The organism is Streptococcus mitis NCTC 12261, from assembly GCF_000148585.2.
GTDB lineage: Bacteria > Bacillota > Bacilli > Lactobacillales > Streptococcaceae > Streptococcus > Streptococcus mitis.
This window is the reverse complement of record NZ_CP028414.1, coordinates 1,348,255-1,372,471: the sequence shown is the minus strand read 5'-3', so window position 1 is coordinate 1,372,471 and position 24,217 is coordinate 1,348,255. Positions and strand designations below refer to the sequence as shown.

Here is a 24,217-nt window from a genome sequence, read left to right as displayed (position 1 = left end):
TATGAAATTAGCTGTTATCACAGATTCCTCTGCCTATCTCAGTGCAGATACCTTGCAAAGAGAAGATTTATTTGTTTTGGATATTCCTGTCAATATTGATGGTGAGGAGTATGTCGAAGGCATCAATCTGACTGCTGAGGAATTTTACCAAAAAATGGCTCAGGCCTCTGAATTGCCTAAGACCAGTCAACCAAGTATTGCCAAGTTAGATGAGATTCTAACTTCGCTCAAAGAACAAGGTTACACCCATGCTTTAGGGCTTTTCCTATCTTCTGGAATTTCAGGTTTTTACCAAAATATCCAGTATATGGTGGATGACTATGAGGGCTTAACCATTGCTTTTCCAGACACTTTAATCACAAGTGCTCCTCTGGGTATCATGGTTGAAAGTGTCTTTAACTGGCGAGACCAGGGCGATGACTTTGCCATTATTCAGGATAAGCTAGCTATTCAGATTAGTCACACATCTGCTTTCATCATGGTGGATGACTTGGACCACTTGGTTAAAGGGGGACGCCTTTCAAATGGAGCTGCGATTTTGGGCAATCTGCTAAGCATTAAGCCGATTCTTTATTTTAATGACCAAGGTGTGATTGAAGTGTACGAAAAAGTTCGTACTGAAAAGAAAGCAACCAAGCGTTTAATTGAGATTATCAAGGAAGCAACAGCTTCAGGCCAATACCGTATCATTGTCATTCACGGGAATGCTCCTGAAAAGGCTGAAGAATTGCGTCAGCACTTGCTAGATTCTGAAGTGGGTACGGATATTTCACTTGCTACATTTGGTAGTGTCATTGGAACACACCTAGGAGCAGGAAGTATTGCTCTGGGTTATATTCCAGTGATTTAGTTAGCACTTCTAGACTAGTTAAGAAGGCTTGTATCTTAGAAATTGAACACGGACTACCTGCCTCTTGAAAAAAGATGTCTGTCTTGCCTTTTGTGGAAAGTCAGCGCCATCCCCTATTTTTCACGGGCAGCTAAGGCCCTTTGTATCTTGATAATTGAACACGCCTGGAACCCTCTGTGAAAAAGATAGGTCTTCCAAGGAGTATTTACTCCTTGATCAGAACTCCTATTTTCACGTTGTGCTCTTACAGGCTTTGTATCTTAGAAATTGAACACGGACTACCTGCCTCTTGAAAAAAGATGCCTGTCTTGCCTTTCATGGAAAGTCAGCGTCATTCCCTATTTTTCAAGGGCAGCTATCGTCCTTTGTATCTTAGTCAGGAGTAGAGATGAGTATTCGAGTAATTATTGCTGGTTTTAAGGGAAAGATGGGCCAGGCTGCTTGTCAGATGGTCTTGGCTGATCCAGACTTGGACTTGGTAGCAGTTTTGGATCCCTTTGAGTCTGAATCAGAATGGCAGGGTATTCCTGTTTTCAAGGATAAGGCTGATTTGGTCGGTTTTGAAGCAGATGTCTGGGTAGACTTTACTACACCAGCTGTTGCCTATGAAAATACACGCTTTGCTCTTGAAAATGGCTTTGCTCCAGTAGTTGGGACAACAGGTTTCACGAGTGAAGAGATTGCAGAGCTAAAAGCATTTTCTCGTGCTCAAGATTTGGGTGGCTTGATCGCTCCTAACTTTGCCTTGGGTGCTGTTTTACTCATGCAATTTGCAAGGCAGGCTGCTAAATATTTCCCAAATGTGGAGATTATCGAGCTCCATCATGACAAGAAAAAGGATGCTCCGAGTGGAACTGCTATTAAAACAGCTGAGTTAATGGCAGAAGTTCGAGAGTCTATCCAGCAGGGTGCAGCAGATGAGGAAGAATTGATTGCAGGTGCTCGTGGTGCTGACTTTGATGGCATGCGCATCCACTCAGTTCGTTTGCCAGGTTTGGTAGCCCATCAGGAAGTCATCTTTGGCAATCAGGGAGAAGGATTGACACTCCGTCATGACTCCTATGATCGCAGCTCCTTCATGACAGGGGTGAATTTGGGAATTAAAGAAGTTGTCAAGCGTCATGAGCTTGTCTATGGATTAGAACACTTATTATGAGATTAACGCAAATGCCTTCTGAATTTCAGAAGGCTTTACCAGTATTAGAAAAAATTAAAGAAGCAGGTTTTGAGGCCTATTTTGTTGGAGGTTCTGTTCGAGATGCCCTCCTCAATCGTCCTATCCATGATGTGGATATTGCGACGTCTTCTTATCCAGAAGAAACCAAGCAGATTTTTCCGCGAACAGCCGATATCGGAATCGAGCATGGAACTGTCTTGGTCTTAGATGGGGACGAGGAGTATGAGGTGACTACTTTTCGGACAGAGGATGTCTATGTGGACTATCGCAGACCCAGTGCGGTCTCTTTTGTGCGCTCGCTAGAAGAAGACCTCAAACGCCGTGATTTCACAGTCAACGCCTTTGCCTTGGACGATACAGGAGAAATCATTGACTTGTTTCATGGTTTAGAAGATTTGGAAAAGCAAGTCTTACGAGCAGTTGGAGTGGCAAGTGAGCGTTTCAACGAAGATGCTTTGCGGATTATGCGTGGTTTCCGTTTTCAAGCCAGTCTTGGTTTTGAACTTGAGACAGAAACGTTTAAAGCAATGAAGACCTTGACGCCACTTTTGGAGAAAATTTCTGTGGAGCGTACCTTCGTTGAGTTTGATAAACTCTTGCTGGCTCCATTTTGGAGAAGGGGTTTGGCTTCCATGATTGAGAGTCAAGCTTATGACTATCTCCCTGATATGGCATCTAGCAAAGACAAACTTAACAGACTGTTTGATTTGGAGACTGATTTCACCTTTGAATCTTCAGAGCAAGCCTGGGCTGCTCTACTGTGGGCTTTGGAGATTGAAAATGCGCAGCCATTTTTGAAGGCTTGGAAGACCTCACGTCAGTTTGCTAAGCAAGTTCAGGATTTACTGACTATTTTGGCCTTGCGTGAAAAGGGAGAATTGAGCAAGCGCGATTGTTATCGCTTTGACTTGGATTTTCTTTTACAGGCTGAAAATCTTCGTCAGGCTCAGGGAAAACCAGTCAACCCACAAGTCATCACAGAAACCTACCAGAGTCTGACCATTCATGACAAGAAAGAAATCCAAATCAACGGTGGTATTTTGATCAAGGAATATGGCTATCAACCAGGTCCAGATTTGGGAGAGATTTTAACAGAGATAGAGTTTGCCATTGTCGATGGAGAATTGGAAAATGACCGTCAAGCCATCCATGCTTATCTAAGGGAGAAAAAATGAGTGATTTTATCGTTGAAAAACTAAGCAAATCCGTTGGTGACAAGACCGTTTTTAAGGATATTTCCTTTATCATCCATGACCTAGACAGAATTGGTCTAATCGGTGTCAATGGGACTGGCAAGACCACCCTTTTAGATGTTCTTTCTGGTGTTTCTGGCTTTGATGGGGATGTTAGTCCTTTTTCAGCTAAGAATGATTACCAAATTGGTTACTTGACTCAAGATCCTGATTTTGATAATAGAAAGACAGTTTTGGATACGGTTCTATCTAGTGAACTAAAGGAAATCCAGCTCATTCGTGAATATGAGTTGATTATGCTCAACTACAGTGAGGACAAGCAGGCTCGTTTGGAACGGGTCATGGCTGAGATGGATTCTCTTCAAGCTTGGGAAATTGAGAGTCAGGTTAAGACGGTTCTCTGCAAGCTGGGGATTCAGGACTTATCTACTCCTGTTGGGGAATTGTCAGGTGGTCTGAGAAGACGGGTTCAGTTGGCACAAGTCTTACTTGGTAATCACGACCTTTTGCTTTTGGATGAGCCGACCAACCATCTGGACATTGCGACTATTGAGTGGCTGACCCTCTTTTTAAAAAATTCCAAGAAGACCGTCCTTTTTATCACCCACGATCGTTATTTCCTAGACGCTTTGTCAACACGTATTTTCGAGTTGGATCGCGCAGGTTTGACCGAGTACCAGGGAAATTACCAGGACTATGTTCGCCTAAAGGCGGAACAGGATGAGCGCGACGCGGCTCTACTTCATAAAAAGGAACAACTTTATAAGCAAGAATTGGCCTGGATGCGCAGACAACCGCAGGCGCGTGCGACCAAGCAGCAGGCTCGTATCAATCGTTTCCATGACTTGAAGAAAGAAGTTTCAGGTGGTGCTGCTGAGACAGACTTAACCATAAACTTTGAAACCAGTCGGATCGGTAAAAAAGTCATCGAGTTTCAGGATGTTTCCTTTGCCTATGAAAACAAGCCTATTTTGCAAGATTTTAATCTCTTGGTGCAGGCCAAAGATCGTATTGGAATCGTTGGGGACAACGGTGTTGGAAAATCAACCCTGCTTAATCTGATTGCAGGCAGTCTTGAGCCGACAGCAGGACAAGTTGTGATTGGGGAAACAGTTCGCATCGCCTATTTCTCTCAGCAAATTGAGGGATTGGATGAGAGCAAGCGAGTTATCAATTACTTGCAGGAAGTGGCAGAAGAGGTCAAGACCAGCGGTGGTTCTACGACTTCCATTGCGGAATTGCTGGAGCAGTTCCTCTTCCCACGTTCGACGCATGGAACCTTGATTGAGAAATTGTCTGGTGGAGAGAAAAAACGCCTTTATCTTCTCAAACTGCTCCTTGAAAAACCAAATGTTCTTCTCTTGGACGAGCCAACCAATGACCTAGACATTGCGACCTTGACAGTTTTGGAGAATTTTTTGCAAGGCTTTGCAGGTCCTGTCTTGACAGTTAGCCATGACCGCTATTTCTTGGATAAGGTAGCGACCAAGATTCTAGCTTTTGAGGATGGCAAGATTCGTCCATTCTTTGGTCATTATACTGACTACCTTGATGAAAAGGCCTTTGAAACAGAGATGGCCAATCAAGTGCAAAAGGCTGAAAAAGAAAAAGTGGTCAAGGTGCGAGAAGAGAAGAAACGCATGACCTACCAAGAAAAGCAGGAGTGGGCAAACATTGAAGGCGATATTGAAGCCTTGGAAAATCGTATCGCTGCGATTGAAGAGGAAATGCAGGCTAACGGCTCTGACTTTGGCAAACTAGCGACTCTCCAAAAAGAACTGGATGAGAAAAACGAGGCACTCCTTGAAAAATACGAACGCTATGAATACCTAAGTGAATTTGATAGCTAGGAGAATAGAAAAATCCCGTCTCATGACAGGATTTCTCTATTCTTTTTTGTTTCTTGGTGAAAGATATTTTGCCAAGTTTCGTGACGGCGCCAGATACTGGTATGGACGATACCATCTAACTCATAGCAGATGAGTTTGGTCTTTTGACTGATGGAAGTGATCTGAATATCCTTGATAGCTGAATTCAAATCTTTTTCGGCTTTATAGGCCTCTTTATCCATCTGCTCTCCATCCTGACGAATATAGACAAAATCGTCAGCTAAGAGTTCTTCCAGTTGATTTCCTTGGTCAATCAATTGTTCACGCATAAGTAATTTTTTATAGACATTGTCTAAAATTTCGTCCTCAGGGATAGGTGCTGGCTCGATATGGACATCGGTATCAAAAACTCCAAAACGCTCTTCCAGCATGGATTCGACCTGATCCGCAATCTCATGACTTTCATAAACTGATAAGTCAGGATTCATTTCCAGGGTGATATCAAGATAGATATTGCTACCGTAGGTACGACCTCTTTGGGACTTGACCTTGCTGATTTTGGGAATTTCCATGATAGCTTTTTGGTAGTCCTCAAGCAGACGGTCGTCGAAACCATCTGAAAGGCTAAAGGAAGACTCGATGAAGATATCATAGGCAGTTTTCAAGATAAAGAAAGTGATGATGATGGCGACCAGTTTGTCCACAATAGGATAATTGAAACTGCTAGCAAGAATGGCAATGGTCGTACCAAGTGATGTAACAGCATCAGAAAGATTATCCTTGGCAGCTGCTTTCAGTGCCTTGGAGTTGGATTTCTTACTGAGGCGAGTATTGTAGAGATAGACTATGAACATAATCGCTGCAGAAATGATTCCCAGAGTTGCGCCCAGAGGATCAATGACCGTTTCTTCCCGGCTGAGAATCTTTTGAATGGTATCCTGCAGCACATCAAAGCCAACATAAAACATAATGATGGAAGTGATTAAGCTAGCCAAATCTTCAATCTTCCAGTGACCAAAACGGTGGTCACGGTCTGCAGGCTGGCGTGCCATTCGAATCCCAATCAAGAGGGCCACATTTCCAATGATATCGGATACGTTATTGAAACCATCTGCCACCAAACTGGATGAATGAAGAAGGTGGCCAGTTGCTAATTTGGCTGCAGACAAGAGCAGGTAGGTCGAAATGCTGATAATGGCACCACGTTCCGCCAACTTGAGATTTGAAATAGATTGCTTCATTCAACTTCCTTTCTAGTCACATAGCATTCTACCATTATACTGGTTTTCAAGGGAAAATTCAAATAAGGCATTTTTTACTCTTTGAAAATTTTTCAAAATTTGGTATAATAGTACTACTCAAGGGAGTAGCTGGCAGAAACCTGTGATAGTGTCGTCATTCCGAATTTTATACTGAAAAGTATGTTTTCCGGCCCTATCTTAAACAGCGAGACTTGTTATGATTAACAGGTCTCTTTTTGTTTGTCGTGAAAAGATACGATGAGGAAAAGAGAGTCTGTTTAGCACACAATGTCAAGGAGGAGACACATGTCAAAAGAACAAAAACGCCAAGCGTTTTACACTCAAAGTCCTGAAGAGGTCTTGAAGGCTGTGGATGCGACCGAGCAAGGTTTGTCATCAAGCGAGGCAGAAAAACGCCTTGCCGAATTTGGCCACAATGAACTCGAAGAGGGTGAGAAACGATCAATCCTGGTCAAATTCATCGAACAGTTTAAGGATTTGATGATTATCATCCTAGTTGCGGCAGCTATCTTGTCAGTCGTGACTTCTGGTGGAGAAGATATTGCAGATGCCATCATTATCCTAGCCGTGGTTATCATCAATGCTGCCTTCGGTGTTTATCAAGAAGGAAAAGCAGAAGAAGCTATCGAAGCCCTCAAATCCATGTCAAGTCCAGCTGCACGTGTCCTTCGTGATGGGCATATGGCGGAGATTGACTCTAAAGAATTGGTCCCTGGAGATATCGTTTCTCTTGAAGCAGGTGACGTGGTGCCAGCAGACCTACGTTTGCTAGAAGCCAATTCTCTTAAAATCGAAGAAGCTGCCTTGACAGGCGAGTCTGTGCCAGTCGAAAAAGACTTGACAGTCGAGCTTGCTGCAGATGCTGGTATTGGTGACCGTGTCAATATGGCCTTCCAAAACTCAAACGTGACCTATGGTCGTGGAATGGGTGTTGTTGTTAATACAGGTATGTACACAGAAGTCGGTCATATCGCAGGCATGCTTCAAGACGCTGATGAGACGGATACACCCCTCAAACAAAACTTGAACAATCTTTCTAAGGTCTTGACCTATGCTATCTTGGTTATTGCTCTTGTTACTTTTGTAGTGGGTGTCTTCATTCAAGGGAAAAATCCACTTGGTGAGTTGATGACCTCTGTTGCGCTTGCTGTTGCAGCCATCCCAGAAGGACTTCCTGCTATCGTGACCATCGTTCTTGCCCTTGGTACGCAAGTTTTAGCCAAACGAAACTCTATTGTTCGTAAGTTGCCAGCAGTAGAAACCCTTGGTTCAACTGAAATCATCGCTTCTGATAAGACTGGTACGCTGACCATGAACAAGATGACCGTCGAAAAAGTCTTCTACGATGCAATCCTACATGACTCAGCTGATGATATTGAACTAGGGCTTGAAATGCCCCTTCTTCGTTCAGTTGTCTTGGCCAATGATACTAAAATAGATGTGGAAGGCAACCTGATTGGTGATCCAACCGAAACAGCCTTTATCCAGTATGCCTTGGATAAGGGTTACGATGTCAAAGGATTTTTAGACAAATATCCTCGTGTAGCTGAATTGCCATTTGACTCTGACCGTAAGCTCATGTCAACGGTTCACCCATTGCCAGATGGTAAATTCCTTGTAGCAGTCAAGGGTGCGCCAGACCAACTCTTAAAACGTTGTGTTCTTCGTGATAAGGCTGGGGATATTGCTCCGATTGATGAGAAAGTTACAAACCTCATTCATACAAACAATTCTGAAATGGCTCACCAAGCCTTGCGTGTCCTTGCTGGTGCTTATAAGATTATTGACAGCATTCCAGAAAACCTCACTTCTGAAGAGCTTGAAAATGATTTAATCTTTACTGGTTTGATTGGGATGATTGACCCTGAACGTCCTGAGGCAGCTGAGGCTGTTCGTGTGGCTAAGGAAGCGGGAATTCGTCCAATCATGATTACGGGTGATCACCAAGACACTGCAGAAGCTATTGCCAAACGTTTGGGAATCATTGATGCAAACGATACAGAAGGTCACGTTTTAACTGGTGCTGAGCTCAACGAACTGTCAGATGAAGACTTTGAAAAAGTAGTTGGTCAATACTCTGTTTATGCCCGTGTGTCTCCAGAACACAAGGTTCGTATCGTCAAGGCTTGGCAAAAACAAGGTAAAGTCGTTGCTATGACAGGTGATGGTGTCAATGATGCGCCAGCTTTGAAAACAGCAGACATCGGTATCGGTATGGGAATCACTGGTACAGAGGTTTCTAAGGGGGCATCTGACATGATTCTTGCAGATGATAACTTTGCGACCATCATCGTCGCAGTTGAAGAAGGACGTAAGGTCTTCTCAAACATTCAAAAGACTATTCAGTATTTGCTTTCTGCTAATACTGCTGAAGTATTGACCATCTTCCTATCAACCTTGTTTGGTTGGGACGTCTTGCAGCCAGTTCATCTTTTGTGGATCAACTTGGTAACAGATACCTTCCCAGCTATCGCTCTTGGTGTTGAACCTGCTGAGCCTGGTGTCATGAATCATAAACCACGTGGACGCAAGGCAAGCTTCTTCTCAGGTGGTGTTGTGAGTTCTATCATCTATCAAGGTGTACTCCAAGCAGCTATTGTTATGAGTGTTTATGGACTTGCGATTGCTTACCCAGTTCATGTGGGTGACAATCATGCCATTCATGCAGATGCCCTAACTATGGCCTTTGCAACCCTTGGCTTGATTCAACTCTTCCATGCCTACAATGTCAAATCTGTTTACCAATCCATCTTGACAGTTGGTCCATTCAAGTCTAAGACATTTAACTGGTCTATCTTGGTATCCTTCATCCTTCTCATGGCAACAATCGTCGTAGAACCGCTTGAAGGAATCTTCCACGTAACCAAACTAGACTTGTCACAATGGGGAATCGTTATGGGTGGAAGCTTCTCAATGATTATCATCGTCGAAATCGTTAAATTTATCCAACGTAAACTCGGTTTTGACAAGAATGCGATTTAAAAAAAAGTCATCTTCGGATGGCTTTTTTAAATAACTTTAAAAAGAATAGAAAAAACTTTAAAAAAGAGATGTTAAATGTAATGCCGCTTACTAAAATATTAGGTATAAGAATAGTAAATAATAACTTAGGGGGAAATCATGGGAAGTAAAAAATGTATTTACTCTATCCGTAAATTGAGTTTGGGTGTTGCTTCAGTTGTTGTGGCTTGTGGTTTAGGTTTTTTAGCTGGCTCTGTTGGGAGTGTATCTGCAGATGAAACGCTCGCAGCTAGTCATATCTTAGAAACAGACAAACCTTCTAGCGAAAGCATTGACAAGGATAAGTCTGTCGAGGGTTCAGAAAAAGAAGCTACTGCTTCAGAAGAGCAACATTTTGAAGAAAAACATTTAGATACTCCTAAAGTGACTGAAAAGGAATCTCGTGTTGAATTTAATTATATTGATGAATCAACAGGGAAAAAACTTTTTTCAGATGAGCGTACTGGTAAGGTGGGAGAGGATCTTCACTACGATACGAGAAAGAAAATTAGTGAGTTCAAATGGAATGGCTATGTATTGGTTGAAGATGGTTATTTGAAAACGGATGAATCGAAGAAGCTGTTTCAAGATGATCAGACTCCGCAAACGTATACTATTAAATTAACTCCAAAACATGAAGTGATTAGCTTACAAAACCAGACTAATCCTAAGTCAAATGAAGAGGTGGAAGCTGGTGTTGTCGATAGTCCTAAGTGGCCTGCAGATGCTGAAAAGATCAGAACCAATCAAGAAAGGCCTTTAGAGAGAACGATTCAAAGAATCATTAAATATAAATATAAGAATAATGGTAAAGAAGCCTTTGCTGAGAAAAAACAAAGTATTTCCTTTGAACGCTATGCGACTGTTAATCTTGTTACTAAGGAAATTTCCTATTCTAACTGGAAAATAAAACAGGAGCATATTAAAAATCAAACAGCCAAGATTAGCTATGTGGATATCAGTGAAAACAAGCTACTGAAGGAAGATACAGTTACTGGGGAATCTGGTTATCCTATTGAATACAGTACGCTAAAAACGATTAGTGACTACAAGCGACAAGGATACGATCTTGTATCAAGTGATTATGATCGAGGTTTACAATATTTTGACCAAGATAGTAAGACTGGTCAAATATTTAAGGTTGCTTTAACCCCTCGCCTAGAATTTATTTATCCTGAAGATAGAATTCCAACTGCTCATAAAAAAGTTGATGAGGATGTTCAAGATTCACCTTTATGGCCTGCCAGTGTTTCTAAAATCGTCAATAAAAAATCTATTGACCGAAACATTGCTTATCGAGATTTTGTGACACATGATAAGGTTGCTGAAGATCGAAATGATCAAGTTGATTTCAAACGCGTTGCCAAGGTTGATTTTGTAAGAGGAGACCTTTATTATCGTGATTGGACGAGTGATCAACCAAATCTATCTAAAGTAGCGACACCACTGCTAAAAGGCTTGGTGGCAGATAAAGAAGCAGTTGCAGAGAAAACAGTGGCAGTAACAGATCCTGTAATTAGGGAAACTGTTTACTACAAACAATTAGGAAAATGGATAGCCATTTCTCCAACTGCAAATGAGAATGTGGCTTTGATTCAATATCCCAATGACCAAGATGGTAATCCTGCTAAAGCAGGTCTTGCTAGCAATCCAGGTTTAGGAACAATCCCTTATCTTAAAGGTTATAAGGCTGTGACATCAGCTACTGATTTGGTGTTGAAGGATTCTTCGCATCCAGAATTGGGTTACTTATTACCTGAAGTACCAGAAGATTTTACAAAAGACACAATAATCAATTATCTACCTGTGAAAGCTACTGAGCCAGAACCACCAAGAGGTGATCAACCCAAGACGCCAGAAGCTCCAACCCCTGAGGAGCCAAAGCACCCAGAAGTACCGACGGTAGATCAACCTAAGAATCCTGAAAAACCAACACCTGAGGACCCTAAACAGCCGGGAGTGCCGACTGTTGAGCAACCAAAAACTCCAGCAAGTCCAGTACCTGCGGAGCCAAAGCGCCCCGAAGTTCCAGCTGTTGCTCAACCTAAGGTTCCCGAAAAACCATCCCCTAAGGAACCCAAGCAACCTGAAGTTCCGACTGCTGAGCAACCAAAGACTCCAGCAAGTCCAGCGCCTGAGGAGCCAAAGCACCCAGAAACTCCAATAATAAGTGAAACAAAGGAAGCTGGTAAACTACCAGAGACAGCTAGTCATGATTCTATTTTGCTAGTAGTCGGATTCTTATCAGCCCTATCTGGCGTCCTATTGTTTAAAGTTAAAAAAGATTAAGAATTTACAAATAGAAAAAAAGTCATCTTCGGATGGCTTTTTGCTACAGTTTAGGGAAAGGGCTTGCAGTTATCGGCTTTTGTGCTATAATTGCTATAATATAGTAAAAAGTAAGTGGAGTGTGAGGAAGTGGAGAAGAAAATTGTAAAGGATATTTTGTTTTTATCTCAGGTGTCTCAGCCGGCAAGTCAGGAAGACCTTTATCTTGCTAGAGATTTGCAGGATACGCTTTTAGCAAATCGTGAGACTTGTGTCGGTCTGGCTGCCAATATGATTGGGGTGCAGAAGCGCGTGATTATCTTTAATCTTGGCTTGGTTCCTGTGGTCATGTTTAACCCAGTGCTCCTGTCCTCTGAAGGAGTTTATGAGACAGAGGAAGGTTGTTTGTCCTTGACAGGTGTGAGACCTACTAAGCGTTATGAAATCATAAGGGTTGCCTATTGTGACAGCAAGTGGCAGGAACAGACCATTACTTTGACAGGCTTCCCGGCTCAGATTTGCCAGCATGAACTGGATCACTTGGAAGGACGAATCATTTAGGAGGAAAGCAAATGAAACGAATAGTCTTTGAACTTATTTTTATCGCAACGACCTGGTATATCTTTTTACCGCCTCTTAACCTGACCAGCTGGGAATTTCTCTTTTTCCTCTGTGGGCATTTGCTGGTTGTAGCAATCTTATTTGGCTTTGGCAAGGGAATCAATCTGGTCAAAACGGTTCATGTGCGCCACGGAAAGGCGGAAGCTGCCTTAAATCTTGAGGGTTTCAAAATCAATCGGTTAGGGAAAATCCTTTTAGCTTCTATTGGAGGAATTCTTCTCTTAGCAGCCTTGGTTTCCTTGGTAACTTCTAGCATTTTTCAGGCTAAAAATTATGCCAATGTAGTCACGGTTACGGAAAAAGACTTTACTGATTTTCCTAAGACTGATACCAGTAAGGTTCCTATCTTAGATAGAAGTACCGCTGAAAAAATTGGGGACCGCTACTTGGGTTCCCTAACAGATAAGGTGTCGCAGTACGTAGCGGCAGATACCTATACCCAATTGACAATTGATGGGAAGCCTTATCGGGTTACACCACTAGAATACGCAGATCCTATCAAGTGGTTTAATAATCAGGCCAAGGGAATCGGCGAGTATATCAAGGTAGACATGGTGACTGGAAATGCGGACTTGGTGGACTTGAAGACACCAATCAAGTATTCGGATTCGGAGTATTTTAACCGTGATGTCAAGCGTCACCTGCGCTTGAAGTACCCAACTAAAATCTTCAAGACTCCATCTTTTGAGGTGGACGATGAAGGTAATCCTTTCTATGTGGCTACGGTTTACCAAAAGCAATTTGGACTTGCGGTTCCCCGTCCTGTTTCAGTCATTATCTTGGATGCTACAAATGGAGAAACCAAGGAATACAGCTTATCAGAAGTCCCAGAATGGGTAGACAGGGTCTATCCAGCTGAGGAAACCATTGAGCAAATCAACTACAACGGCAAGTACAAGGACGGTTTCTGGAATGCTATGATTTCCAAGAAAAACGTGACCCAGACTACCAAGGGCTATAATTACTTGTCTATCGGCAATGACATCTATCTCTACACAGGTGTGACGTCGGCCAATGCAGATGAAAGTAATCTTGGTTTTATCCTAGAAAATATGCGAACAGGAGAAATCACTAAGTACAGCTTGGCTTCTGCGACCGAAGAATCAGCCCGTGAATCAGCCGAAGGTGCTGTTCAGGAGAAATCCTACAAGGCAACCTTCCCAATCCTCATCAACCTCAATGACAAGCCTCTCTACATCATGGGCTTGAAGGACAATGCTGGTTTGGTCAAAGAGTACGCCTTGGTTGATGCAGTCGAGTACCAAAATGTTATCGTAGCTACGACAGTGGAAGAACTGCTCAGCAAGTACGCCAATAAAAACGACCTTGAAATTGATAATGAAACAACAGAAAGCATTAAGGGTGTGGTGGCAGACCTCAAATCAGCTGTTATCAAGGGCGACACCGTATATTTCTTTAAAGTTGATGGCAAGATATACAAAGTCAAGGCCTCAGTCTCAGATGACCTTCCTTACCTTGAAAATGGTAAAACCTTCGAAGGTCAAGTAGGAAAAGACAACTATCTCAAGACCTTTAAAGTACAGTAATACTCTTCGAAAATCTCTTCAAACCACGTCAACGTCGCCTTGCCGTACTCAAGTACAGCCTGCGGCTAGTTTCCTAGTTTGCTCTTTGATTTTCATTGAGTATAAAAAAGCTTTATTTAAGAAGTATATGTTATAATAAGGTAAATTAAGCCTAATGGAGGACAAAGAAATGGGTTTTTATGTGATGCTTGCTTCAATGCTACTCGGACTGCTCGCTTTGAAGATAGGTTTTTCTCAGTTCAAGGAGAAAAAAGATAAATTCTTATCTATCTTAACAAGTTTAGCTGGCCTAGCCCTTGTTCTCGTGGCTGTCTGGTTAGGATGGCCAAAATAAATAGAGAAGCCTCGGTCAAACCGAGGTTTTTCAGATGAATTTCTTGGTAGTGGCAAAAAAATATGCTACACTATCAATATGAAAATTTTAATCCCAACAGCAAAAGAAATGAACACAGACTTGCCAAGTATTGAAGCCACTCCTTTAAAACCAGAAAGTCAGGCCGTGCTGGATGCCTTGGCTCTCTATTCTGTTAGTCAATTGGAGAGTTTTTACAAAGTTTCAGCCGAGAAAGCTGTGGCAGAATTTCAAAATATCCAAACTTTAAAAAAACAAACTGCTCAACACTATCCAGCCTTGAAACTTTTTGATGGGCTTATGTACCGTCATATCAAGCGAGACAAACTGGACGAGGCAGAACAAGCCTATCTTGAAAATCATGTCTTCATTACCTCGGCCTTGTACGGTGTTGTTCCAGCCTTGTCACCTATGGCCCCTCACCGTTTGGACTTTTTGATGAAGTTAAAAGTCGCTGGTAAGACTTTGAAGAGCCATTGGAAGGCAGCCTATGATGAGGCTATGAATGGTGAAGACCTAATTTTCTCCCTCTTGTCGTCAGAGTTTGAAACTGTGTTTTCTAAGGAAATCAGAGAAAAAATGGTGACCTTCAAATTCATGGAGGATAGAGGTGGTCAGCTGAAGATTCACTCAACCATTTCCAAGAAAGCGCGTGGTGCCTTCCTAACATCTCTAATAGAAAATCAAGTACAAACTGTGGAGGAAGCACGTCGCTTGAACTTTGCCGGATTTGCCTACCGAGAAGATTTGTCACAACCACAGGAATTGGTTTTTGTTAAGGAAGTTTAGAAATCAGATAAGAGAAAAAGTCAGCAGGATTATGCTGACTTTTTTCTAGCTTATAAAGTATTGGACAAATGAATCTCATTTGATAAAGTATTAAGATGATTAACCAAATCCATGATTGACAGATGATTTTGACAAATAAACTTCTTGGTAATTCCTGGAATATAGAAATTAGACACGATGATATCATAACCTGTCTGATTTAAAATCTCAGGACTCGTTTCCAATTCATCCCAAGTATCGAAGGTAAAGCGGTTATTACAGTAGTAGGAAAGCATATCAACAAAGGTAAGGGATATAGCATGGTCAAAATTACTGATAATCAAAACCTTGATAGGTGGTCGATTTTCTAACAACTGAGTAGAGAGGTTTTCAGCATGGGTTAAGATGGTGTACATCAAGTGTTCCAACTGTTCAGGATGGTCATGCTGTCCAATTGCCTGACGATATTGGGCCAGTTCTTGACGTGCACTTCCCATAAAGTCTGGGAAGTAAACTTCAAATTTTTTAATCGTCAATGCTTTTTGTTCAAATAAGATTGGGGTAGAAAAGATTTCCTGTCTTTCAAAGAAAGCAGTGTTGTGTAAATGCCAAATCAGCTCATCGTGGTTAGTAAAAGTAATCTTATATTGTTTTGCTAGGCGTTCTAATATTTGACTAAGTAATTGGTAAGAGTATCTTGCTTCACTGTTATCTTCTAAAGAGTTGAAGAATTCTTGAGGATCTAAGAAAAGATTGTTTTGAATAAAGGATATAAAAATTTGGGCAATGATATCTGGGGTGATTTCCAGTCCCAGTTTTTCAGAAAAATGGACAAGTATCTCCTCAAAGTTTGGAATACTCATCAAAAGAGGGTAGTATTCATCGTAGAAATGATTTGGTAAGTCGATGAAATGACCGTTTTTAATGCGGTAAATACTGATGGCTATCATCAATTTGTACATTCTATAGATTGAAAATCGCATTGGATAATTCGTGATCTTATAGAAGAAGTCAGTGAACTCTGTTAAATCCTCTTCAGGAAGGTCAGGAAAAGGCCAGTCTAGGAAATAATAGCGCTCAGAAAAATATTGGGCAAAAAAATAGCGAATATCGATTTCATTGCCACGTATTTCGGATGGAGTAAATGATAGTTCAATTTGGAATTGAGTTGACAGAGTTTTTGTAATATTTCTGCCCAATCGATAGAGGTTGGCATTACTAGAGTGAAGATTTTCTATCGTTCGATAAATAGGTAACCCCTCATTGAAGAACATATACTCTAGTAATTGAAAAGATTGAGAATGGGCAAGAAAATGTTGATATACATCTTCCACGCTAGTCTGCATATCTAAATCTATCATAATTCCGTTAATAGAAGATTGGATATCGATAGTTGGAAAGGCGGTACGTAATTCATTTAAATCACTTTTTAGAATTCGTTCTGTACATCCTAAATTGTCAGCGAGTTCATGTAATCTCATCCAATTACGATTCTGGATTAAGATCTCCATTAAGCGTAGTTGTCTTTGAGCTTTTGTGGATAAAAGGTTGCGCATGTAGGTAATTTCCTCCAAATTTCATTATATCATATTATTGTCTAAAGTGTACAAAAATGTTGGAGTAGAAAAAGTGTCTGAATTAGTCAGAAAAATTAGAATAATATAAGTGGCTTTTAGGTACAAAAAGAGAATATATTAATTACATAGAAAATATTGATTTATATATCAAATAGTTGTAGAGTGAGAACTATAAAATACTATCTAGGAGTTCACAATGAAACATTCACATAAAAAATCATTTGACTGGTATAGCTTGCAACAAAGATACTCTATTCGTAAGTATCACTTTGGTGCAGCGAGTGTCTTGCTCGGGACGGCCTTAGTCTTGGGAACTGCTGCCAATGCCCAAGCAGTACAAGCAGAGGAAAAAAATCCAGAAGCTACTAACAGTGTTTCTGTTGATAAGGTAGAAGAAGCTACCAAACCAGCAGAAGTTTCTACAGCTAAGAAAGAAACAACCTATGCAGCTCCAACGGTTGCTAATCCAGTAGAAGTAACTCCAGCTAAATCTGAAGATGCTAAAGCACCAGCAGAAAAAGTTGAAGAAGCAAAAGATAAAAAAGAAGAAGTAAGTCATCAAGATGCTGTTGACAAGTCAAAATTGTTAACGGCTCTTTCGCGTGCAGAAAAATTGGAGCTTAAGTTATATACTGAAGATAGTGTAAAACGCCTTCAAAATAGTATCCAATCTGCTAAAGGATTATTAAATAAAGCAGATGTGACAGAGTCAGAATTATCTCAAGCAGAGTCTGATCTTCAAGCAGCAGTTATCGCTTTGGAACTTAGAGGGACAACTAAAGTTGCTGATAAAGCTGAAGTAGTGAGTAAAATTGAATCAGTTGAAACGAAAAATGCTGAATCAAAAGTAACTGAACAAACTTCTAAGGTAGAAAAAGATAAAAGCGCCTTAAAACCTGTTAAAGGACTCCGAGTAGAAGATGCAAAGGCCAATAAAGAAGGCGGATGGAATATTCCCTTAGACCAAGAAGCCCGCTTGCAATTAAAGAGTGCTATTGAAGCCCATGCAGCACAATCACGTTCACGTCGCCGGAAACGTGATATTGGAGATTTGGACTATACTTTCAAGAAAGTTATGACTCCAGTCAATCCAGGTCATTATGCAGATGCTAAGAGTGTGGATGAGTTAACAGTTAATCCAGATTTTACCCCTGAGACAGAAATCAACGTTTGGTATAAGGATTTAGGTTATATCAATCTAGTCGATAAAAATGGACATTACATCAATTCAAATGGTGAAGTAGTAGAAAATAAAGAAGCAGCTATTCGTCGACAATATAAAAACGACTTTAATGATACAACAAGAGCAGATGTAACTGAAATTCCTAATGCACCAGTTGGTTGGAAAATTAGTGACAACCAATCTATTCGTGGATATGATGCAGAAACAAAAACTATTGATCCAAACGACGATAATGATTTAGATGCTGTTGGTAAAGATTCTAATGTAGTCATTGAAAAAGAAAATCAAAAAGCTGTTATCCGTTATGTAAGCACTAATGGTAATCAAGTTCTCAAAACAGATGAAGTGACAGGTAAGTCAGGTGAAGCCATTGCCTACAGCACAACAAGTCAAATCAATGAATTCAAGAAACAAGGCTACAAGCTTGTTAGCGATGAATTCACAGCAGGTGGTGCTAAGGTTTATGACTATGATACAGCACGTGACCAAGTCTACACTGTAACCCTTTCAGAACGTGTTGAACCGGTTAACCCAGATAACCCAAATCCACAACCAAATACACCAGTTAATCCAGGACAACCAGATAGCCCACGTTGGCCAGGAACCGTTGAAAACTTGGATAACAAGGAAAGTGTTAGCCGTACTATCCATTATGTTTATGAAGATGGAAGTAAGGCTAAGGATGATGTGGTTGAAACACTGAACTTCAAACGTTGGAGTAATGTCAACTTGGTAACAGGTCATATCGACTTCCAAGACTGGACAACTAATGATGATACGTTTGATAAAGTAGTCTCTCCAACTATCGCAGGTTACACAGCGGATAAATCAGAAATCCCAGCTGTAAGTGGAGTTCAAGCGAAAGACCAAGACCGTGTTGAAACAGTCACTTATCATAAGGATGCCCAAAAAGCTGTTATCCGTTATGTAAGCACTAATGGTAATCAAGTTCTCAAAACAGATGAAGTAACAGGTAAGTCAGGAGAAGCCATTGCCTACAGCACTACAAGTCAAATCACAGAGTTCAAGAAACAAGGCTACAAGCTTGTTAGCGATGAATTCACAGCAGGTGGTGCTAAGGTTTATGACTACGATACAGCACGTGACCAAGTCTACACTGTAACCCTTTCAGAACGTGTTGAACCGGTTAACCCAGATAACCCAAGCCCACAACCAAATACACCAGTCAATCCAGGACAACCAGATAGCCCACGTTGGCCAGGAACCGTTGAAAACTTGGATAACAAGGAAAGTGTTAGCCGTACTATCCATTACGTTTATGAAGACGGAAGTCAGGCTAAGGATGATGTGGTTGAAACACTGAACTTCAAACGTTGGAGTAATGTCAACTTGGTAACAGGTCATATTGACTTCCAAGACTGGACAACTAATGATGATACGTTTGATAAAGTAGTCTCTCCAACTATCGCAGGTTACACAGCGGATAAATCAGAAATCCCAGCTGTAAGTGGAGTTCAAGCGAAAGACCAAGACCGTGTTGAAACAGTCACTTATCATAAGGATGCCCAAAAAGCTGTTATCCGTTATGTAAGCACTAATGGTAATCAAGTTCTCAAAACAGATGAAGTGACAGGTAAGTCAGGTGAAGCCATTGCCTACAGCACTACAAGTCAAATCACAGAATTCAAGAAACAAGGATATAACCTTGTTAGCGATGAATTCACAGCGGGTGGTGCTAAGGTTTATGACTATGATACAGCACGTGACCAAGTCTACACTGTAACCCTTTCAGAACGTGTTGAACCGGTTAACCCAGATAACCCAAATCCACAACCAAATACACCAGTTAATCCAGGACAACCAGATAGCCCACGTTGGCCAGGAACCGTTGAAAACTTGGATAACAAGGAAAGTGTTAGCCGTACTATCCATTACGTTTATGAAGACGGAAGTCAGGCTAAGGATGATGTGGTTGAAACACTGAACTTCAAACGTTGGAGCAATGTCAACTTGGTAACAGGTCATATTGACTTCCAAGACTGGACAACTAATGATGATACGTTTGATAAAGTAGTCTCTCCAACTATCGCAGGTTACACAGCGGATAAATCAGAAATCCCAGCTGTAAGTGGAGTTCAAGCGAAAGACCAAGACCGTGTTGAAACAGTCACTTATCATAAGGATGCCCAAAAAGCTGTTATCCGTTATGTAAGCACTAATGGTAATCAAGTTCTCAAAACAGATGAAGTAACAGGTAAGTCAGGAGAAGCCATTGCCTACAGCACAACAAGTCAAATCACAGAGTTCAAGAAACAAGGCTACAAGCTTGTTAGCGATGAATTCACAGCAGGTGGTGCTAAGGTTTATGACTACGATACAGCACGTGACCAAGTCTACACTGTAACCCTTTCAGAACGTGTTGAACCGGTTAACCCAGATAACCCAAGCCCACAACCAAATACACCAGTTAATCCAGGACAACCAGATAGCCCACGTTGGCCAGGAACCGTTGAAAACTTGGATAACAAGGAAAGTGTTAGCCGTACTATCCATTATGTTTATGAAGATGGAAGTAAGGCTAAGGATGATGTGGTTGAAACACTGAACTTCAAACGTTGGAGTAATGTCAACTTGGTAACAGGTCATATCGACTTCCAAGACTGGACAACTAATGATGATACGTTTGATAAAGTAGTCTCTCCAACTATCGCAGGTTACACAGCGGATAAATCAGAAATCCCAGCTGTAAGTGGAGTTCAAGCGAAAGACCAAGACCGTGTTGAAACAGTCACTTATCATAAGGATGCCCAAAAAGCTGTTATCCGTTATGTAAGCACTAATGGTAATCAAGTTCTCAAAACAGATGAAGTAACAGGTAAGTCAGGTGAAGCCATTGCCTACAGCACTACAAGTCAAATCACAGAATTCAAGAAACAAGGATATAACCTTGTCAGCGATGAATTCACAGCGGGTGGTGCTAAGGTTTATGACTATGATACAGCACGTGACCAAGTCTACACTGTAACCCTTTCAGAACGTGTTGAACCGGTTAACCCAGATAACCCAAGCCCACAACCAAATACACCAGTCAATCCAGGACAACCAGATAGTCCACGTTGGCCAGCTAGTGTCCATGATTTAGATAACAAAGAAAGCGTTAGCCGTACTATCCATTACGTTTATGAAGATGGAAGTAAGGCTAAGGATGATGTGGTTGAAACACTGAACTTCAAACGTTGGAGTCGTATTAACCTAGTGACTGGTCAAATTTTCTTCCAAGACTGGACAACTAATGATGATACGTTTGATAAAGTAGTCTCTCCAACTATCGCAGGTTACACAGCAGATAAATCAGAAATCCCAGCTGTAAGTGGAGTTCAAGCGAAAGACCAAGACCGTGTTGAAACAGTCACTTATCATAAGGATGCCCAAAAAGCTGTTATTCGCTATGTAAGCACTAATGGTAATCAAGTTCTCAAAATAGATGAAGTGACAGGTAAGTCAGGTGAAGCCATTGCCTACAGCACTACAAGTCAAATCAATGAATTCAAGAAACAAGGCTATACGCTTGTCAGCGATGAATTCACAGCGGGTGGTGCTAAGGTTTATGACTATGATACAGCACGTGACCAAGTCTACACTGTAACCCTTTCAGAACGTGTTGAACCGGTTAACCCAGATAACCCAAATCCACAACCAAATACACCAGTTAATCCAGGACAACCAGATAGCCCACGTTGGCCAGCTAGTGTCCATGATTTGGATAACAAAGAAAGCGTTAGCCGTACCATCCATTACGTTTATGAAGATGGAAGTAAGGCTAAGGATGATGTGGTTGAAACACTGAACTTCAAACGTTGGAGTCGTATTAACCTAGTGACTGGTCAAATTTTCTTCCAAGACTGGACCACTAATGATGATACGTTTGATAAAGTAGTCTCTCCAACTATCGCAGGTTACACAGCAGATAAATCAGAAATCCCAGCTGTAAGTGGAGTTCAAGCGAAAGATCAAGACCGCGTTGAAACAGTCACTTATCGTAAGGATGCCCAAAAAGCTGTTATCCGTTACGTAAGCACTAACGGCAATCATGTTCTCAAAACAGATGAAGTGACAGGTAAGTCAGGCGAAGCCATTGCTTACAGTACAACAAGTCAAATCACAGAATTCAAGAAACAAGGCTATAACCTTGTTAGTGATGAATTCACAGCGGGTGGTGCGAAGGTTTATGACTACGATACAGCACGTGACCAAGTCTACACTGTAACCCTTTCAGAACGTGTCGAACGTGTAACACCGAAAGATCCTAAACCACAACCCAACACACCAGTCAATCCAGGACAACCAAATACACCAAATTGGCCAGGTACTGTTGAGAGAATGGAGAAATTGACCCAAACAATAAGTCGTCGTATTAATTTCCGTTACTACACAAATGGGAAAGCTGCGTATGGATCAATTGATCAACATATCAGTTATGAACGAAATGCACTTGTGAATTTGGTTTCTGGTGATATTAATTATGAACAATGGAAGATTAAGGCTATTAAGAACCAAGACATTGTAGCTCCAGTAGCATCTCAACCAGCTGTTTCAACTCCAACGGTTGTCAACAATAGTGAATCAAGAGTTGCTAGATCATCTAGAAGCAGACGAGCATTGTCAGAAGTAGCTCCTGTTTTAGAAAATACTTTAGCTACACAAGTTCATAATTCTCAAGTGTCTCCATTAGGTTTAACTGTGACAGAAAATGGTGAGCGTTCTGTACGCCGTTCATCAAGAGGTAAACGTGCTGCTGTAGCGGAATCAACTACTTCAAATAATTCAGAAGCGGATTCATCTGTTAATGCTGTCTTCAAAGCTGTACGAACTCCTATTACACCAAAATACTATGCTACTGTGAATAAAGTAGGGACGATGGAGGTTAATCCAAATTCTCCTCAAGATACAGAAGTTAATGTTGACTTGAAAGAAATGGGACGCATTGTTGCAGTTAATGAAAAAGGTCAATATATAAATGCCGAAGGTGAGGTCGTTAAAAATATTGACGATGCACTATATAAGTATTATGATAACGATCCTAATGACGCTACTAGAGCAGGCATTACAAAGATACCAGATGCACCACATTTTTATGCTTTCCATAAAGAACAACCAAATGTCTGGGGATATAGCATAACGGATAGAACAGTTGATCCAAATGATGATTCAGATCCTGACCGTATCGGTAAGAATACATTAATTTCTTATGATGCAATTATTGATCCAGTGTCTAAGGAAACAAACCAAACGGTAAGCTTTACTGGTGCAGGTTCTGAAACTCCTAAAGATAATGTTCAAAATGACTTTGTCTTCAAGGGGTCATATAATGAAGCAACTAAAGAAACAACTTGGGAAAACAAGAACCATACCTATGGAACAGTTAAAGTACCAGTTGTGACAGGATATTTTGCTGATAAAGCAGAAGCTGGTGCTAAGACAGTTACGCCAGATTCACCAAAAGCAACAGATACAGTTACATATAAAGCTTTGGGTAAAATCATTCCAGTAGATGCTTCTGGAAATGTGATTGCAAATGCTCCTCAACCACAATACCTGAATGATGCAAATGATCCTCGTAAAGCTGGAGAAACAGCAGTACCTGAAATTGTAGGCTACAAACCAGAGCGTACAAGTGTTACACCTGAAAATCCAGGTGAAGATACAAAGGTAACTTACGTCAAGACAGATCAAGTTGCAGTAGTTCGTTATATAGATATGGATAATAAGGATGAGGTCGTTCATACAGACAATATTACTGGTAAATCTGGAGAAAAGATTGCCTATACGACAGAAACTGTTTTGAAATCGTTGATTGAAAAAGGGTACTTATTGAAGGAAGATGGTTTCCCTACAGATGCAACTTTTGATACAGATGAAACAAAAGTTCAAGAATATACAGTTCTATTGAAACATAAGATTACTGTTAAAAAAGATACTCCAAAACTTGTGGAAAGAACGATTCATTATGTATTTGCAGATGGTACAAAAGCAAGTGAAGATCACCATGATCAAGTAAGCTTTTCACGTATGTTAAGTATCGATAATGTAACAGGTAAAACTACAAGTACATCTTGGGTTTCTGAAGATGGGGTAACAAGTTTTGACGAAGTGATATCTCCAAGCATTGCAGGATACAATCCTGATCTTGCTAAGGTAGATTCGGTTCAAGGAATTACAGCAGAAACTGAAAATCAAGTTGTAACTGTAACTTATAGAAATGTTCAACCAATTCCACAAGTTACACCAACTCCAATTCCGACTCCAACCCCAACCCCACAAGTTACGCCGGATCCAGTACCGACTCCAACTCCAACTCCGGTTCCAACCCCGGTACCGACTCCAACTCCACAGGTTATGCCGTCACCAACCCCAAATCCAACTCCAGTTCCAACTCCAACCCCGGCTCCACATGTGCCGTCAGAAGTTCCAAACCAAACTCCAGTTGCTAGAGAGAATGAAAAAGAACTTCCTAAAACTGCAGGTCACTCTTCTGGTATGGCTCATGTTCTGGGAGTATTTGGCTTAATTGCTGGATTTAGTTTAGTTGGAAAAGCAAAAAGAGATGAATAAAATCAAAACAAAACTCT

13 protein-coding genes are annotated in these 24,217 nt (G+C 41.1%); 11 read left to right on the top strand and 2 right to left on the bottom strand.

Features of this window, described 5'->3' with window-relative positions:
• Position 1 precedes the first annotated feature (1 nt).
• From SM12261_RS06970 to SM12261_RS06955, 4 genes are all read left to right on the top strand, one after another.
• On the top strand, positions 2-850 hold the full coding sequence (locus SM12261_RS06970) for a DegV family protein (protein WP_000762173.1): 849 nt from the start codon (positions 2-4) through the stop codon (positions 848-850).
• 388 nt (positions 851-1,238) lie between these two features.
• Complete coding sequence (gene dapB, locus SM12261_RS06965) at positions 1,239-2,006, top strand: 4-hydroxy-tetrahydrodipicolinate reductase (RefSeq protein ID WP_000027873.1); 768 nt, start codon at positions 1,239-1,241, stop codon at positions 2,004-2,006.
• Entirely contained in the window at positions 2,003-3,202 is a 1,200-nt protein-coding gene (locus SM12261_RS06960; protein WP_078228358.1) for a CCA tRNA nucleotidyltransferase, read from the top strand. Before dapB ends, SM12261_RS06960 begins: the two co-directional genes overlap by 4 nt.
• Entirely contained in the window at positions 3,199-5,070 is a 1,872-nt protein-coding gene (locus SM12261_RS06955) for an ABC-F family ATP-binding cassette domain-containing protein (protein WP_001279117.1), read from the top strand. The genes SM12261_RS06960 and SM12261_RS06955 overlap by 4 nt, the downstream gene beginning before the upstream one ends.
• A 20-nt stretch (positions 5,071-5,090) precedes the next feature.
• On the opposite strand, the gene mntE is transcribed toward SM12261_RS06955, so the two are convergent.
• Entirely contained in the window at positions 5,091-6,290 is a 1,200-nt protein-coding gene (mntE, locus tag SM12261_RS06950; protein WP_000813940.1) for a CDF family manganese efflux transporter MntE, read from the bottom strand.
• A gap of 306 nt (positions 6,291-6,596) precedes the next feature.
• On the opposite strand from mntE, the gene SM12261_RS06945 reads away from it, so the two are divergent.
• From SM12261_RS06945 to yaaA, 6 genes are all read left to right on the top strand, one after another.
• Entirely contained in the window at positions 6,597-9,293 is a 2,697-nt protein-coding gene (locus tag SM12261_RS06945) for a cation-translocating P-type ATPase (protein WP_000032421.1), read from the top strand.
• A gap of 138 nt (positions 9,294-9,431) precedes the next feature.
• Positions 9,432-11,600: a mucin-binding protein gene (locus SM12261_RS06940; RefSeq protein ID WP_000534926.1), complete on the top strand. Its 2,169-nt coding sequence runs from the start codon at positions 9,432-9,434 to the stop codon at positions 11,598-11,600.
• 129 nt (positions 11,601-11,729) lie between these two features.
• Positions 11,730-12,140, top strand: coding sequence for a peptide deformylase (locus tag SM12261_RS06935; RefSeq protein ID WP_000412230.1), 411 nt, complete (start codon positions 11,730-11,732; stop codon positions 12,138-12,140).
• A gap of 11 nt (positions 12,141-12,151) precedes the next feature.
• The gene (locus tag SM12261_RS06930) at positions 12,152-13,747 is read left to right on the top strand and encodes a hypothetical protein (RefSeq protein ID WP_000822852.1); all 1,596 of its coding nucleotides are present in this window, start codon (positions 12,152-12,154) and stop codon (positions 13,745-13,747) included.
• A 169-nt stretch (positions 13,748-13,916) separates the two neighbouring features.
• Positions 13,917-14,081: a YczI family protein gene (locus SM12261_RS06925; RefSeq protein WP_000508321.1), complete on the top strand. Its 165-nt coding sequence runs from the start codon at positions 13,917-13,919 to the stop codon at positions 14,079-14,081.
• 78 nt (positions 14,082-14,159) lie between these two features.
• Positions 14,160-14,888 carry a peroxide stress protein YaaA gene (gene yaaA / locus SM12261_RS06920; RefSeq protein WP_000697786.1) on the top strand — a complete coding sequence of 243 codons (729 nt, stop codon included), beginning with the start codon at positions 14,160-14,162 and terminating at the stop codon, positions 14,886-14,888.
• A 50-nt stretch (positions 14,889-14,938) separates the two neighbouring features.
• Here the strand turns inward: yaaA and pclR are convergent, their stop codons facing one another.
• Positions 14,939-16,423 carry a virulence transcriptional activator PclR gene (pclR, locus tag SM12261_RS06915; RefSeq protein ID WP_001245187.1) on the bottom strand — a complete coding sequence of 495 codons (1,485 nt, stop codon included), beginning with the start codon at positions 16,421-16,423 and terminating at the stop codon, positions 14,939-14,941.
• Positions 16,424-16,640: 217 nt separating this feature from the next.
• On the opposite strand from pclR, the gene SM12261_RS09415 reads away from it, so the two are divergent.
• A complete protein-coding gene (locus SM12261_RS09415; protein WP_000682779.1) occupies positions 16,641-24,200 on the top strand; it encodes a mucin-binding protein in 7,560 nt (2,519 codons plus the stop codon).
• Positions 24,201-24,217: the final 17 nt, after the last annotated feature.

Excerpts from the sequence above, each read along its gene's own strand:
- SM12261_RS06960 (WP_078228358.1), top strand. The coding sequence starts at position 2,003 with ATGAGATTAACGCAAATGCCTTCTGAATTTCAGAAGGCTTTACCAGTA.
- SM12261_RS06945 (WP_000032421.1), top strand. The coding sequence starts at position 6,597 with ATGTCAAAAGAACAAAAACGCCAAGCGTTTTACACTCAAAGTCCTGAA.
- yaaA (WP_000697786.1), top strand. The coding sequence starts at position 14,160 with ATGAAAATTTTAATCCCAACAGCAAAAGAAATGAACACAGACTTGCCA.
- SM12261_RS06955 (WP_001279117.1), top strand. The coding sequence starts at position 3,199 with ATGAGTGATTTTATCGTTGAAAAACTAAGCAAATCCGTTGGTGACAAG.
- dapB (WP_000027873.1), top strand. The coding sequence starts at position 1,239 with ATGAGTATTCGAGTAATTATTGCTGGTTTTAAGGGAAAGATGGGCCAG.
- SM12261_RS06940 (WP_000534926.1), top strand. The coding sequence starts at position 9,432 with ATGGGAAGTAAAAAATGTATTTACTCTATCCGTAAATTGAGTTTGGGT.
- pclR (WP_001245187.1), bottom strand. The coding sequence starts at position 16,423 with ATGCGCAACCTTTTATCCACAAAAGCTCAAAGACAACTACGCTTAATG.
- SM12261_RS06925 (WP_000508321.1), top strand. The coding sequence starts at position 13,917 with ATGGGTTTTTATGTGATGCTTGCTTCAATGCTACTCGGACTGCTCGCT.
- SM12261_RS06970 (WP_000762173.1), top strand. The coding sequence starts at position 2 with ATGAAATTAGCTGTTATCACAGATTCCTCTGCCTATCTCAGTGCAGAT.
- mntE (WP_000813940.1), bottom strand. The coding sequence starts at position 6,290 with ATGAAGCAATCTATTTCAAATCTCAAGTTGGCGGAACGTGGTGCCATT.
- SM12261_RS09415 (WP_000682779.1), top strand. The coding sequence starts at position 16,641 with ATGAAACATTCACATAAAAAATCATTTGACTGGTATAGCTTGCAACAA.
- SM12261_RS06930 (WP_000822852.1), top strand. The coding sequence starts at position 12,152 with ATGAAACGAATAGTCTTTGAACTTATTTTTATCGCAACGACCTGGTAT.